The sequence below is a fragment of the Streptococcus sp. k-378 genome (assembly GCF_013277505.1).
Classification (GTDB): domain Bacteria; phylum Bacillota; class Bacilli; order Lactobacillales; family Streptococcaceae; genus Streptococcus; species Streptococcus pseudopneumoniae.
Genome location: NZ_VMNC01000028.1, coordinates 1 through 14,893 on the forward strand (window position 1 = coordinate 1; position 14,893 = coordinate 14,893).

Here is a 14,893-nt window from a genome sequence, read left to right on the forward strand (position 1 = left end):
TTTTGCTCCTTAATACTCTTCAAAAATCTCTTCAAACCACGTCAGCGTCGCCTTACCGTAGGTATGGTTACTGACTTCGTCAGTTCTATCCACAACCTCAAAACAGTGTTTTGAGCTGACTTCGTCAGTTCTATCTACAACCTCAAAGCAGTGCTTTGAGCAACCTGCGGCTAGCTTCCTAGTTTGCTCTTTGATTTTCATTGAGTATAACTTTGTTTCTATCTTAATCAAACTGGATAGTGAATAATCATATTCTCACGATAGAAGAAGAGGCTGAGATTGCTGACTCTCGGCCTCTTCGATTTCTTAAAATGTTCCGATACGGGTGATTGGCCAGAAGCGGAATTTAGCTTCCCCTGTGATATCTTTTGCTTTGAAGGTGCCTACGTGGCGGCTGTCGCTCGAAACCAAGCGGTCGTCTCCGAGGAGAAGGTATTCTCCTTCTGGAACTGTAAAGCTAAAGTTGGTGTTGTAGTTGACATCAACTGTGAAGGCTTGAGCTTTTTGAGCGATACTTCTAAAGAAAGTTCCTTTATTTCCTTCAAATCCCTTGCCTGAGTAGGTGCTTTGGAGTTTGTCATCCTTGAAGCGTTTGATATAGTCAGCTAGATAAGGTTCATCTGTCTCTTTGTCATTGATGTAAAGTTTATCATTTTCGTAACGGATGGTATCGCCAGGCATTCCGATGACGCGCTTGACGATGTCCTTATTGCCATCTTCCTCATGGGCCACCACGATATCAAAACGGTCAATAGGGAGGTGCTTAACGACAAAGAGAATTTCGCCATCCGCTAGGGTAGGATCCATGGAGTGTCCTTCTACGCGGACATTACTCCAAAAAAAGATACGACTTAAAGCTAGTAATGACAGAATCAGGAGGAATAATCCCCACTCTTTTAGGAAATTTTTAAATGAATTCATAACTTACCTTTCTAAGCGTTTTTTCGCTTTTTCAGTATTTTTAAAGTGCAATTTGGCGCAGAAGCTGAGTCCCTGCATACCATAGGCTTGTAAAATCTGGCTAGCCACCTTATCAGAAGCCGTTCCAGCTCCACTTGGAAGTTGATAGCCCAGTTCTCGTCCTAGATTTTCTAGATTTTCCAGAAAGAGATCACGCGCAATGATAGAAGAAACTGCGACAGCCAAGTATTTTCCCTCAGCCTTTTCTTCTAAGCTGATCGGATTGCTGAAATGATTGGCCTCTTGTGCCAAGTACTTGTCATAATTTTTAGCACTGGTAAAGGCATCAATCACAATTTTCTCAGGCTGAATGCCTTTTTGAAGAAGGAGATAGATAGCCTGGTTATGGAGGGCTACCTTAACCGAAACAGCGTTGTAGCGGTCTCCGATGACCTCGTTGTACTTGCTTGGTGAGAGAAGCAGTGCTTGATGCTGGATTTTTTCTTTGAGGATAGGGGCAATCTGACGAATCTTTTGATCGGTCAGAGTCTTAGAATCTCCCACACCGAGTTTTCGTAAGAAGTCGTGCTGGTCTGGTGTGACAAAGGAAGCCACAACTGCAAGCCCACCAAAGTAGGAACCATTTCCAACCTCATCTGTCCCAATCAAAGGAAGATTTTGTCCGCTGGTTTGCTCTACAGCTTGATAGCCAAAGAAACGAGCGTATTTCTCAGCCCCCTCACCCTGAAGCAAGACCTTTCCAGAAGTATAGATAGAAACCGTTGCTTGAGGTAGTCGCAAAAAGTAGCGGATATAGGGATTCTTGCTGGGAGCTAGACTGGTTTGGTAGTGTTCAAGAAAAGCCTGAATCTCCTTTTCGCTTGGTGTGAGTGTTATACTTGCCATAGTTTCTATTGTACCACAAAAGCAGGCAAATTTGTAAAAACTGACAAAGTTAGCGAATTTTGGTATAATATCGTGAGGTGAATTTTATGGCAAATCTAAATCGATTCAAATTTACATTCGGGAAAAAATCATTAACCTTGACAAGCGAGCATGATAACCTTTTTATGGAGGAAATTGCCAAGGTTGCGACAGAAAAATACCAAGCAATTAAAGAACAAATGCCTAGCGCAGATGATGAAACCATCGCTCTTTTGTTGGCAGTCAACTGTTTATCAACTCAGCTCAGCCGTGAGATTGAATTTGATGATAAGGAGCAAGAGCTAGAAGAACTCCGTCACAAGCTTGTGACTTGCAAGCAAGAACAGAGCAAGATTGAGGATTCCTTATGATTTCACTCCTTCTTCTATTGGTCTTGGCTTGGGGATTTTATATCGGCTATCGGAGAGGCCTGCTCTTACAGATTTATTACCTGATTTCAGCCATGGCATCGGCTTTTATGGCTGGCCAGTTTTATAAGGGGCTTGGAGAGCAGTTCCATTTATTACTTCCTTATGCAAATCCGCAGGAAGGTCAGGGGACTTTCTTTTTCCCATCGGATCAACTCTTTCAGCTGGATAAGGTCTTTTATGCAGGCATCGGCTACTTGCTTGTATTTGGGATTGTCTATAGCATCGGTCGTTTGCTTGGTCTCCTCTTACACTTGATTCCTAGTAAAAAACTGGGTGGTAAGTTGTTCCAAGTTTCAGCAGGTATCTTGTCCATGTTGGTGACCTTATTTGTCTTGCAAATGGCTTTGACCATCTTGGCGACCATCCCCATGGCAGCTATACAAAATCCTCTTGAAAAGAGTATCGTCGCAAAACACATCATCCAGAGCATACCGGTAACAACTAGTTGGCTCAAACAAATCTGGGTGACAAATTTAATCGGATAAAAAGGGCAGGAGTTTTCCTAGCCCTTTGTTTACAGATTTGACTCGAATCTATCAGAATATAAAAAGCTACCACACCTAGACATTCAAAGACAAGGAAATAAAGATGAATAAGAAAATATTAGAAACATTAGAGTTCAATAAGGTCAAGGCCTTGTTTGAACCCCATTTGTTGACCGAGCAGGGCTTGGAGCAATTGAGACAGCTGGCTCCGACTGCTAAAGCAGATAAAATCAAACAGGCTTTTGCTGAGATGAAGGAGATGCAGGCTCTTTTCGTAGAGCAACCGCATTTTACTATTCTCGCAACTAAGGAAATTGCAGGAGTCTGCAAGCGGTTGGAGATGGGAGCAGACCTCAATATCGAGGAGTTCCTCCTCTTGAAGCGCGTGCTTCTTGCTAGTCGAGAACTGCAAAGTTTTTATGCCAATTTGGAAAATGTCAGCTTGGAAGAATTAGCCCTTTGGTTTGAGAAATTACACGATTTTCCGCAATTACAAGGAAATCTCCAAGCCTTTAATGATGCAGGTTTCATTGAAAATTTTGCCAGTGAAGAATTGGCGCGCATCCGTCGAAAAATCCATGACAGCGAGAGTCAGGTCCGCGATGTCTTGCAAGATTTGCTCAAACAAAAAGCGCAGATGTTGACAGAAGGAATCGTTGCTAGCAGAAATGGTCGTCAGGTTTTACCAGTCAAAAATACCTACCGCAATAAGATTGCAGGTGTCGTTCATGATATTTCTGCTAGTGGAAACACCGTCTATATCGAACCCCGTGAGGTGGTCAAACTGAGCGAAGAAATTGCTAGTTTGCGAGCAGATGAGCGTTATGAAATGCTTCGCATTCTCCAAGAAATCTCTGAGCGTGTTCGCCCTTATGCGGCTGAGATTGCTAATGATGCTTGGATTATCGGCCATCTGGACTTGATTCGTGCCAAGGTCCGCTTTATCCAAGAAAGGCAAGCAGTCGTTCCTCAGCTGTCAGAAAATCAGGAAATTCAATTGCTCCATGTCTGCCATCCTTTGGTCAAAAATGCTGTCGCAAATGATGTCCATTTTGGTCAAGATTTAACAGCGATTGTCATTACAGGTCCCAATACAGGTGGGAAGACCATCATGCTTAAAACTCTGGGCTTGACACAGGTGATGGCTCAGTCAGGTTTGCCGATTTTAGCTGATAAGGGAAGTCGTGTTGGTATTTTTGAAGAAATCTTTGCAGATATTGGGGATGAGCAGTCTATTGAGCAGAGCTTGTCTACCTTCTCTAGCCACATGACTAATATTGTGGATATTCTTAGCAAGGTCAATCAACATTCACTCTTGCTTTTGGATGAGTTGGGGGCTGGTACAGACCCTCAAGAGGGAGCTGCCCTTGCCATGGCTATTCTGGAGGACCTTCGCCTGCGTCAAGTCAAGACCATGGCGACTACCCACTATCCAGAACTCAAGGCCTACGGTATTGAGACAGCCTTTGTGCAAAATGCCAGCATGGAGTTTGATACTGCAACTCTACGCCCGACCTATCGCTTTATGCAGGGAGTTCCTGGCCGAAGCAATGCCTTTGAAATTGCCAAACGTCTAGGCCTATCTGAAGTTATCGTAGGGGATGCCAGCCAGCAGGTCAATCAGGACAATGATGTCAATCGTATTATTGAGCAGCTGGAAGAGCAGACGCTTGAAAGTCGTAAACGCTTGGACAATATCCGTGAGGTGGAGCAAGAAAATCTCAAGATGAACCGTGCTCTCAAAAAGCTATACAATGAGCTCAATCGTGAAAAGGAAACGGAGCTCAATAAAGCGCGTGAACAGGCTGCTGAGATTGTGGACATGGCCCTAAGTGAGAGCGACCAGATTCTTAAAAATCTCCACAGCAAATCTCAACTTAAACCCCACGAAATCATAGAAGCCAAGGCCAAGTTGAAAAAATTGGCTCCTGAAAAAGTAGATTTGTCTAAAAACAAGGTCCTTCAAAAAGCTAAGAAAAAACGAGCTCCAAAGGTAGGAGATGATATCGTGGTTCTCAGTTACGGTCAGCGTGGTACCTTGACAAGTCAGCTTAAGGACGGCCGTTGGGAAGCCCAAGTTGGTTTAATCAAGATGACCTTGGAAGAGAAAGAGTTTGACCTTGTTCAAGCCCAGCAAGAAAAGCAAGTCAAGAAGAAACAGGTCAATGTTGTGAAACGAACTTCTGGTCGTGGTCCACAAGCCAGACTGGATCTTCGAGGCAAACGTTATGAAGAGGCTATGAATGAGCTAGATGCCTTTATCGACCAAGCCTTGCTTAATAATATGGCTCAAGTCGATATCATCCATGGTATCGGAACAGGTGTCATCCGTGAAGGTGTCACCAAATACCTACAAAGAAACAAACATGTCAAGAGTTTTGGCTATGCCCCACAAAATGCTGGAGGCAGTGGTGCGACTATTGTCACTTTTAAAGGATAAGAAATATTTCGGAATTCATAAAGTAAAAACTGTTGGGTAAATTCCCAAACTAAGTTCCACCGCTAATCCAAGTGGAAGTTAGTCTGATAAAAATCCTAAAAACCAGTGGAAATCCGTGTCAGGGTAAGTTCCACTGGTTTTACTCATGCTTGATTTCATCGCTTTTGTAGCCAAAATGAATCGAAAAAAAGAGCGCACAAAATCCCCTCATCTGAAAGCGTTTCAGATTAAGTTCCGCTATGGTGGAAGTTAGTGTGAGACGTTTGAATGCGGTTAAAGATTAGTTTTTAGAACTTATGTTGGAGTAATTTAGACGACTGGCAGACGTCTTCTGCAGGTATTTTAGAAATGCCGAGAAGCTTAGGAATCTCTTCTCCATAGGTAAATGCAAAGAGTTCATAGGCTGACTTTCCATTCAAAGCAGCGCGTTTGACACTGTTGACATGCGAACAAACGAGATTGATGTCCTCTTGAGTTAAATTGTCAAAAGAAGTTCCCTTAGGTAGAATGTCTCGAATCAGCGTGTGATTTTTCTCAATTCTCCCTTTCTGGTCAGAGCGATTAGGGTCACAAAAGAAGAGTTTACTCTCTCCTCGCACATCCATTTCGATGTCATCAACCCTTGCAAACTCTCCACCATTATCTGTCAGGATGACAGGAAAGAGTTGGAAGAAATCTTTGTCAGCTTGGTGAAGAGTGTTCTTGATGTCATAGAGGTGTTTGGTAACCTCAAGGGCAGTTTTATTATCCAGCAGTCTAGCGAAGATAAAGTTACAGAAAGACAAGTTGAAGGTGAGTAGGAGTTTACCTCCCATTCTGCCCATAACTGTATCCATTTCCAGCCAAGAGTCTAGTTGATTAAGGGCTAAATAGTTTTGGAAATCCTCATAGGAACGGCCTTTTTTAGCTTCTTTAGGGATGGAAGGTAGCTTACTTTTCCGTCTTTCTTTGAATTTAACGGCTCTGACTAGGTCAATAGGAGCGATAGATAGGTATCCTTTTCGGATGTGTCAATAGACGGTTGAGGAGCTGCCATCAAGGCTATGAGTTTTGAGAATATGATAGATGTGTTGTCCCTTTTTAACACCATCAGAAATGACTTTGTCCATGTCCCAGAAGGTCTTGGAATTGAGGGGAGTTCCTTCACGAGCTTCAACAAGAGTTTGTTCGTACTGTTTTTGAGCTTGCTTAGCGAGGTAGAAGATTTTCTGATAGCCACAGTTTTGTCTTCTTTTAGGGCAGCCGTTACAGACAAAGGGAGTTTTGTCAAGTAGAGGGCAAGGAAGGTTATGGCATGTAGACTCTCGGACTCGTCTGTTTCGTTTGACTTCTTTGGAGACAGTGGTCGGGTCTTTTAGAATGGACTGTCCGATAGCTTTGAAGGTTTCACCGCGCTCTAAGCCTAATTGGATATCATTACGGTCTGAAAGGGTAAGGTGTTTATGTTTTGTCATAGTGAGCCTCATTTCTAACTCAAACGTCTCACACTTAATTCCACCATAAAAATCCGTTTTAGACTAATTTCCACTTTGGTCAAGCAAGTGGAAGTTACTTTGAGAAGTTACCGTAAAAACTGTTGAACTAATTTTTACTAATAAACACATTGACAAAAGCCAACATTTTTTGTAAAATAAGAATCAATTAAATACCAACACCGAATGAAGTTTAATAGAAGTGGGGAATCGTTTGATTTTCCATGACTGTAAATGGACGGAACTCTGGAGAGACCGTAAAGGCACCGAAGGGGCAAGGCAGGCAACTGCTCAAACTCTCAGGTAAAAGGACAGAGCTAGGATAGACCGCTTTTTAGCATTTATCTAAGCATTCCAGAGTACATGTATCTTGCATGTGCTCTTTCTTTTGGGGTTGAAACGATAGGAGAAGGAAATGTTAGAATTGCTTAAATCAATCGATGCTTTTGCTTGGGGACCGCCCCTCTTGATTTTATTGGTCGGAACAGGGCTTTACCTAACTATTCGGCTAGGACTCTTGCAGGTTTTGCGTCTGCCCAAGGCCTTTCAGCTTATTTTTATCCAGGATAAGGGACATGGGGATGTATCCAGTTTTGCAGCTCTGTGTACAGCCTTGGCATCAACCGTTGGAACAGGAAATATCATAGGAGTTGCGACGGCTATCAAGGTTGGTGGACCAGGAGCCCTCTTTTGGATGTGGATGGCGGCTTTCTTTGGAATGGCTACAAAGTATGCGGAAGGACTCTTGGCCATTAAATACCGCACCAAGGACGACCATGGTGCAGTGGCGGGAGGTCCCATGCACTATATCCTTCTAGGAATGGGGGAGAAGTGGCGACCACTTGCTGTTTTGTTTGCAGTAGCAGGAGTACTGGTTGCTCTCTTGGGAATCGGAACCTTCACCCAAGTCAACTCGATTACAGAATCTATCCAAAATACAACGGCGATTTCGCCAACCATCACAGCTCTCGTCTTGTCTGTCTTTGTAGCGATTGCAGTCTTTGGCGGACTCAAGTCCATTTCAAAGGTTTCAACTACTGTTGTTCCTTTTATGGCTATCATTTATATCTTAGGAACTCTTACAGTTATTTTCTTTAATATCGGAAAAATCCCTGGCACAATCGATTTAGTCTTTACCTCAGCTTTTAGTCCCCTTGCTGCGGTAGGTGGATTTGCTGGTGCTAGCGTTCGGATGGCTATTCAAAATGGTGTGGCGCGTGGTGTGTTCTCAAATGAATCTGGTCTAGGTTCTGCTCCCATTGCAGCGGCTGCGGCTAAGACAAATGAACCAGTAGAGCAAGGTTTGATTTCTATGACAGGAACCTTTATTGATACCCTCATCATTTGTACTCTAACTGGTTTGACCATCTTGGTAACTGGAGTTTGGAGTGGTGACTTGAATGGGGTTGCCTTGACTCAGTCAGCTTTCTCAACAGTCTTTTCACACTTTGGGCCTGCCCTCTTGACCATCTTCCTTGTACTTTTTGCCTTTACAACGATTCTAGGTTGGAACTATTACGGAGAACGCTGTTTTGAGTTCCTCTTTGGGGTTCGCTTTATCTGGCTCTACCGTGTGGTTTTTGTGCTCATGGTCTTGTTAGGAGGATTTATCGAGTTGGATATGGTCTGGATTATCGCAGATATCGTCAACGCCTTGATGGCTCTGCCAAACTTGATTGCCCTCTTGGTCTTGTCGCCAGTCGTTATTGCTGAAACTAAAAAGTATTTTGACAAATAATGGAATCACACAGCTCGTGTGATTTTTTTGCCTATAAATAATTTTTATCAGCCTGATATATAATATATATTATGCAAGTGATTGGAAGTGTGATAAACTAATACTCAATGAAAATCAAAGAGCAAACTAGGAAGCTAGCCGAAAGCTGTACTTGAGTACGGTAAGGCGACGCTGACGCGGTTTGAATTTGATTTTCGAAGAGTATAATATACAACGAAAATCTTATGAGAGGAATAAACCTTTGTCTTAAATAAACTTAGGAATCAGGATTTTATAAGATTTTCCAATAATATTAGTGTTAATAACAAGAAAAGAGGTATCTTATGACAACATTTACAATCCATACAGTAGAATCAGCACCAGCAGAAGTGAAAGAAGTTCTTGAGACAGTAGAAAAAGACAACAATGGCTATATTCCTAACCTAATCGGTCTCTTGGCTAATGCACCGACTGCTTTAGAAGCCTACCGAACTGTCGCATCTATCAACCGTCGCAACAGCCTGACACCCGTTGAGCGTGAAGTGGTGCAAATCACGGCAGCCGTGACAAATGGTTGTGCCTTCTGCGTCGCAGGTCATACAGCTTTTTCCATCAAACAAATCCAGATGAATGATGACTTGATTCAAGCTCTTCGCAATCGTACTCCAATTGAAACAGATCCTAAATTGGACACTCTGGCTAAGTTTACCTTGGCAGTTATCAATACCAAGGGTCGTGTAGGAGATGAAGCCTTGGCTGAGTTTTTAGAAGCTGGCTACACCCAACAAAATGCCTTGGATGTAGTTCTCGGTGTCAGCCTAGCAAGCCTCTGTAACTATGCCAACAACCTAGCCAATACCCCAATTAACCCAGAATTGCAACCGTATGCTTAATTCATATCTGAGTAAAAAATGAAGTCTGAAATTAACGGACTTCGTTTTTTATCCCCTCATTTAAGCGCTTTTATGCTATACTGAAACTAACATGATTATTGGAGGTTAGGATGAAAAAACTCCCCTTGGTATTTTCTGGTTGCTTGCTAGGTTTGGCAGGAGCTGGGAATCTTATTTTAGATACGTTGCCAGTTCTGTCACATCTGTTTAGTCTGACAGGTTTGATTTTGTGGATTTACTTTCTAATTCTGCATCTTTTTAATTGGAAGGAAACCAAGCAAGAATTGACTAAGCCTCCTCTTTTGTCAGGGATGGCTACTTTTCCCATGGCTGGAATGATTTTATCGACCTATGTCTTTCGCGTATTCCCTCAGCTTCCTCTGGTAGCACAAGGAATCTGGTGGTTTTCATTTCTCTTGGATTTGGCCTTGATTGCTGGTTTTACCATCAAGTTTGCTTGTCCTGGTCGGAGGGTTCATGCTACTCCGAGCTGGACTGTTCTCTATGTGGGGATAGCAGTGGCTGCCTTGACCTATCCTCTTGTAGGCATTATCGAGATTGCCTATGCGACCTTGAGTTTTGGTTTTCTTCTTACCTTCTATCTCTATCCCCTTATTTATAGCGATTTAAAGAAACATCCACTCCCACTAGCCTTGCTTGGGCAAGAAGGAATCTACTGTGCTCCTTTCTCTCTACTCTTGGCTTCTCTAGTTCGAGTAGGAGGATCCAGCCTGCCGACTTGGGTCTTGATTGTCATGATCTTGGCTTCTCAATCCTTCTTTTTCGTTGTTTTGACTCGCCTGCCCAATATTTTAAAACAAGGTTTTCAACCAGCCTTCTCAGCCCTCACCTTCCCAACCATTATCACGGCTACCTCGCTCAAGATGGCTCAGGGAATCTTGAAACTTCCATTTCTGGATTATCTGGTATTGGCTGAAACCGCTATTTGCTTAATTATTTTAGTCTTTGTATTAGGTGCTTATCTGAATTGGTTACGAAAAAAGGTCTAGCTAGAAATAGCTAAACCTTATTTTTTATGGTTTGATAACTTCAGCGCCACCCATGTATGGACGAAGAACTTCTGGGATGGTTACAGAACCATCTTCATTTTGGTAATTTTCAAGAATTGCAGCCACTGTACGTCCAACTGCAAGTCCAGAACCGTTCAAGGTATGGAGCAATTTCACCTTGCCATCTGCTTCATCACGGTAACGGATTTGGGCACGACGGGCTTGGAAATCTTCTGTGTTTGAACAGCTTGAGATTTCACGGTAAGTATTTTGGGCTGGAATCCACACTTCCAAGTCGTAAGTTTTAGCAGCTGAGAAGCCCATATCTCCTGTAGAGAGCACAACGACACGGTATGGAAGGTTGAGTTTTTGAAGAATATTTTCAGCGTTGGCTGTCATTTTTTCCAATTCTTCGTAAGATTCTTCTGGCTTGGCAAATTTAACCATTTCAACCTTATGGAATTGGTGCAAACGGATCAAGCCACGCGTATCACGGCCAGCTGAACCAGCCTCAGAACGGAATGATGGGCTCATAGCAGTGAAGTAGATTGGCAGGTCTTTACCGTCAAGGATTTCATCACGGTAGTAGTTTGTCAGAGGAACTTCAGCTGTAGGAATAAGGACGTAATTGCTATCGCTGAGTTCAAAAGTATCTTCCTTGAATTTTGGATATTGCCCAGTACCAAACATAGAGTCATGGTTAACCATGTAAGGCGTGATGACTTCCGTATAGCCTTCCTTTCCATGCTCGTCCAACATAAAGTTGTAGATAGCACGTTCCAAACGAGCACCGAGACCTTTATAGAAGAGGAAGCGAGCTCCTGTTACCTTACCACCGCGTTCCCAGTCAAGGATGCCAAGGTCTTCACCAAGATCCCAGTGAGCTTTAGGTTCGAAGTCAAACTCGCGTGGAGTCCCCCAACGGCGAACTTCCACATTGTCATCTTCATCAGCCCCAACAGGAACGCTGTCAGCAGGGATGTTTGGAAGAGTAGTGGTAAATTCTGTCAATTTAGCATCGATTTCTGCCAATTCAGCATCCAAGGCTTTGACGTCAGCAGATAGATTTTGCATGGCAGCAATCTTGTCATCTGCATTTTCCTTGTTACGTTTGGCTTGGGCAATCTCAGCAGAAACTGTGTTACGTTCTGCCTTGAGAGTTTCAACCTTGACCAAGATGTCACGACGTTTAGTATCGATTTCTTTCATCTCATTCAAGACAGCAGCATCTACACCACGTGTAGCTAATTTTTCTGCGACAGCATCAAAGTCTGTACGAATACGTTTGATATCTAACATAAGAACTCCTTTATGAAAAAAGCACACCTGACAAAGCGTTGGAGTGGCAGGGCCACGGTTCCATCCAACTTCACAGGTGTGCACTTGATTGTGTATGTAATTGTTACTAACGGTAGAATTTCACCTATCCCTCCTATCTGCTCGCAGCACCCGCAGACTTTCTGAAAGAAGAAGATAACCTACTTATCCGTTGCTATGATTATACTAAAGTTTTTACTTTTTTGCAAATAGATTTTTAAATTTTTGACCAATTGTCTGAATCAGGGTCGGAAGTTTGACGACCTTGTCATTGCCTAGTTTTTCGCGTGCAATTTTGAGAATAGCACCTGAGTCTTTTGAAGCAAAGAGGAATTTTCCTTTGTCTGTAAAGACTTCGAAGTGGCGACTGATTTTGCGACCAGAAACGTTAGCTCCAATTTGGTTGATATGACTCCAAGGAATCTGGATAAATTGTTCAACATTGACATCTGGGTAAAATTCCAGAGCCTGATCTCCGACAAGGAATTTCCCAACTTTCCCAGCGATAGAGAGGTAGGAAGTGCCTGTCGTGCTGAGAAGCACTGTTTTATTAAGTGATTGAGCCATGCTTAGTCTTCCTTACTTTCACCGAAAAAGGCATTGTAGAGGGCTTTGATAGCTGCTTTCTCTTGGTCTTTATTGACAACGAACATGATAGAAACTTCACTAGAACCTTGAGACATCATCTGGATGTTGATCTTGTTTTCAGATAGAGCGCGTGTCGCAGTAGCAGTTACTCCGATATGGCTCTTCATTTTTTCTCCAACAATCATAATGATAGAAAGGTCGTGTTCGATTTCTGCATGGTCTACTTCAGCCTTTTGAACCAACTGACGCAGGATTTCTTCTTCCTTGATAGGAGTTAGTTCGCGAGAACGGAGAATAATCGAAAGATCGTCGATACCTGTTGGCATATGTTCCCAACCGATGTTAAGGTCTTCAAGGATTTGCAGAACCTTGCGGCCGAATCCAACCTCGCGGTTCATGAGGTATTTCGACATATTAATGCTGACAAAGCCTGAGTCACCAGCAATTCCCACAACTGGAAATTCATCACTACTGTGTTTTAGAACGATACGAGTACCTGGATGGTCAGGGTTGTTGGTATTCTTGATAACCAGAGGAATTTTTCCACGGTAGGCAGGAAGAAGTGCTTCGTCATGAAGGACTGAGAAGCCTGCATAGGCCAACTCACGCATTTCACGGTAGGTTAACTCAGGAATCGAGTGTGGTTGGTGGATAATACCAGGGTGGGCTGCAAAGATACCATCAACGTCTGTAAAGTTTTCATAGAGGTCAGCCTTAACACCTGCAGCAATGATAGAACCTGTAATGTCTGAGCCTCCACGTGAGAAGGTACAGATTTGATTTTCCTTGGTAACTCCAAAGAAACCAGGAATGACAAGGACTTCATTTGTATTTGTCAATTCCTCAATCTTGTCATAACTTGATGGAATGATGCGAGCGTGACCAGGTTCACTTGTGACCACAATACCAGCTTCTCTAGGGTGCACATAGCGTGCATCGATACCATTTTGGTTAAAGTAGGCAGCAATCAATTTGGCATTGTTATTTTCACCGGCTGCTAGGAAAGTATCGTAGAGAAATTCATTTTCATCAATAGGAAGAGTGGCCAAGGCACGAATACTTTTTGAAATTTTTTCTAGCACAGCTGGTTTAAGACCTAGTTCACTAACCATAGCAGCATAGCGGTCGATAATCCAGTTTTGGCTCTTGCTAATATCGTTACCAGCAACATAATCGCGGTAGTATTTAATCAAGGCATCCGTAACCTTAGTATCTTCAGCATTGCGTTTTCCTGGTGCAGAAACAACTACAAAACGACGCTCTGGATCGCTTTTAACGATGTTTAAAACTTTTTCTAATTGACCAGCAGAGGCAAGAGAGCTACCTCCAAATTTAACAACTTTCATAAGAACTCCTAAAGTAAGTATTTTATACGATTATAGCAGAAAAATGAATATATGCCAATATGACAGCTTTTTTTAATACTCTATATTTTGTTTTAAGAACTTTTTAGGAACTTTTTAACTTTTCAAGAGCCATTTCAAACACTGCAGCGGTCTTTTTTTGGTTCGTTTCAGATAGGTGGCTGTATATATCCATGGTCATGGAGATTTTTGAATGACCTAACCTAGTTTGAATATCTTTATAACCTAGTCCAGCGTTTAACAAGATACTAGCGTGGGTATGGCGGAATGCGTGAAAACCTAGGCTTGGGCAGTCAGCTTTTTTCAAGTGCTCTTTTAAGCGGTATTGCAGGCGGTTAGTTTTTTTGTATTCGTCAAAACTATTAGGGAATACTTTTTGGTAGCTGATACCAATAGTCCGCCCGTTTTCTGCTTGTCTTGCTTTGTAAAGTCTAAGCATGAGTAGAGTTTTTTTGTCAAGGTCAAGCGTTCGGATGGCGCTTTTACTTTTGGGGCTGTTTAGCGTTCCTAAAAGGTTTAGAGTCTTTGTTACTGAGATAGTCCCGTCTTGTAAGTCAATATCTGACCATTTGAGGGCTAGACATTCCCCAATCCGTAAACCAGTGGCGAGTAGAGTTTTATATAGCACGGTATCGTAAAAATTTTTATAGGTATTGTCCAAACCGTCCAGGTAATCGAGGAATTTTTTTAAATCCGTATCGTTTAGATACTTGATTTTTGTTGGTGTATTTTTGGCTTTGCGTGGTACGATGGTATCCCTTGCAGGATTTGAGGGCAGGGCTTGAAGGACTACACCATACTGTAAAATACGTTTATTGGTTGAATGTAGTAAGCTATAATTTTTGTAGCCGTAACCGCTGTTATATGCTTGCGCCCAATCGTTGACAACTTTCTGAATAATTTGGGGTGTGAGTTTGTCCAGCTTGTAAGATCCAAAGGCTGGCAAAAGATAATTTTTCAGCATACCTTTATAGACTACCATTGTGTTAGGCTTTACGGTGTGACGGTAACTGTCCCACCAGCTTTCAACCAGTTCTCCATAGGTCAATAGAGTGGCAGCCTTGTATACTGTAGACCCTCCTTTTTCAAAGTCTATTTGAGCCTGTAGTGCTTTGGCTTTGAGTTCTCTCTTGGTTCGCCCTGATATAGTTGTCTTGACTTTCTTACCCGTTACGGTATCGATGCCAAGATAGACGCTGGAGCGATAAACTGTAGATCCGTCTTTTTTTGTGTGTTGTGTAATTTTCATGGTTTTAACTCCTTTTTCATCAGCAGGCAAGCAATTAGAAAAGGTTTTGAGTTTATACCATGCGAGGAGCTACGAGAATGCCCCTATTTTCGATTTTAAGTAG

Annotated in this window: 13 protein-coding genes, 1 pseudogene and 1 riboswitch; of the genes and pseudogenes, 6 read left to right on the plus strand and 8 right to left on the minus strand. The window is 42.6% G+C overall.

All coding sequences use genetic code 11. The annotated features are described in order from the left end of the window. Positions 1 to 9: 9 nt before the first annotated feature. The 3 genes from HT719_RS11520 to rnhC all read right to left on the minus strand — a co-directional run bounded on the left by HT719_RS11520 (position 10) and on the right by rnhC (position 1,806). A complete protein-coding gene (locus HT719_RS11520) occupies positions 10 to 201 on the minus strand; it encodes a hypothetical protein (RefSeq protein ID WP_054370578.1) in 192 nt (63 codons plus the stop codon). A 105-nt stretch (positions 202 to 306) separates the two neighbouring features. After that, on the minus strand, positions 307 to 921 hold the full coding sequence (gene lepB, locus HT719_RS03390) for a signal peptidase I (RefSeq protein ID WP_001083986.1): 615 nt from the start codon (positions 919 to 921) through the stop codon (positions 307 to 309). Positions 922 to 924: 3 nt separating this feature from the next. Continuing rightward, positions 925 to 1,806: a ribonuclease HIII gene (rnhC, locus tag HT719_RS03395; RefSeq protein ID WP_023933106.1), complete on the minus strand. Its 882-nt coding sequence runs from the start codon at positions 1,804 to 1,806 to the stop codon at positions 925 to 927. Between the two features lie 86 nt (positions 1,807 to 1,892). On the opposite strand from rnhC, the gene zapA reads away from it, so the two are divergent. The 3 genes from zapA to HT719_RS03410 all read left to right on the plus strand — a co-directional run bounded on the left by zapA (position 1,893) and on the right by HT719_RS03410 (position 5,180). Then, on the plus strand, positions 1,893 to 2,195 hold the full coding sequence (gene zapA / locus HT719_RS03400) for a cell division protein ZapA (RefSeq protein WP_000002019.1): 303 nt from the start codon (positions 1,893 to 1,895) through the stop codon (positions 2,193 to 2,195). Next, positions 2,192 to 2,740 (plus strand): CvpA family protein, encoded by a 549-nt coding sequence (locus tag HT719_RS03405; protein ID WP_023933107.1) that lies wholly within the window; start codon positions 2,192 to 2,194, stop codon positions 2,738 to 2,740. Before zapA ends, HT719_RS03405 begins: the two co-directional genes overlap by 4 nt. Positions 2,741 to 2,843: 103 nt before the next feature. Further along, entirely contained in the window at positions 2,844 to 5,180 is a 2,337-nt protein-coding gene (locus HT719_RS03410) for an endonuclease MutS2 (RefSeq protein ID WP_172928242.1), read from the plus strand. 287 nt (positions 5,181 to 5,467) lie between these two features. On the opposite strand, the pseudogene HT719_RS03415 reads toward HT719_RS03410, so the two are convergent. Beyond that, positions 5,468 to 6,634 (minus strand): annotated as a pseudogene (locus tag HT719_RS03415) (IS30 family transposase). A gap of 254 nt (positions 6,635 to 6,888) precedes the next feature. Next, a riboswitch (glycine riboswitch) is annotated at positions 6,889 to 6,977 on the plus strand. Between the two features lie 90 nt (positions 6,978 to 7,067). Between HT719_RS03415 and HT719_RS03420 the strand changes: the two are divergent. The 3 genes from HT719_RS03420 to HT719_RS03430 all read left to right on the plus strand — a co-directional run bounded on the left by HT719_RS03420 (position 7,068) and on the right by HT719_RS03430 (position 10,272). Continuing rightward, on the plus strand, positions 7,068 to 8,390 hold the full coding sequence (locus HT719_RS03420; RefSeq protein ID WP_138700085.1) for a sodium:alanine symporter family protein: 1,323 nt from the start codon (positions 7,068 to 7,070) through the stop codon (positions 8,388 to 8,390). A 323-nt stretch (positions 8,391 to 8,713) separates the two neighbouring features. After that, a complete protein-coding gene (locus HT719_RS03425) occupies positions 8,714 to 9,262 on the plus strand; it encodes a carboxymuconolactone decarboxylase family protein (protein ID WP_050223066.1) in 549 nt (182 codons plus the stop codon). 110 nt (positions 9,263 to 9,372) lie between these two features. Continuing rightward, on the plus strand, positions 9,373 to 10,272 hold the full coding sequence (locus tag HT719_RS03430) for a TDT family transporter (RefSeq protein ID WP_172928244.1): 900 nt from the start codon (positions 9,373 to 9,375) through the stop codon (positions 10,270 to 10,272). 24 nt (positions 10,273 to 10,296) lie between these two features. Here the strand turns inward: HT719_RS03430 and serS are convergent, their stop codons facing one another. From serS to HT719_RS03450, 4 genes are all read right to left on the minus strand, one after another. Further along, entirely contained in the window at positions 10,297 to 11,571 is a 1,275-nt protein-coding gene (serS, locus tag HT719_RS03435) for a serine--tRNA ligase (RefSeq protein ID WP_172928246.1), read from the minus strand. A 213-nt stretch (positions 11,572 to 11,784) separates the two neighbouring features. Further along, entirely contained in the window at positions 11,785 to 12,156 is a 372-nt protein-coding gene (locus tag HT719_RS03440) for a DUF956 family protein (RefSeq protein WP_050100696.1), read from the minus strand. A gap of 2 nt (positions 12,157 to 12,158) precedes the next feature. After that, positions 12,159 to 13,523, minus strand: coding sequence for an aspartate kinase (locus HT719_RS03445; RefSeq protein WP_172928248.1), 1,365 nt, complete (start codon positions 13,521 to 13,523; stop codon positions 12,159 to 12,161). 103 nt (positions 13,524 to 13,626) lie between these two features. Further along, complete coding sequence (locus HT719_RS03450; protein ID WP_172928249.1) at positions 13,627 to 14,790, minus strand: site-specific integrase; 1,164 nt, start codon at positions 14,788 to 14,790, stop codon at positions 13,627 to 13,629. Between the last annotated feature and the right edge of the window lie 103 nt (positions 14,791 to 14,893).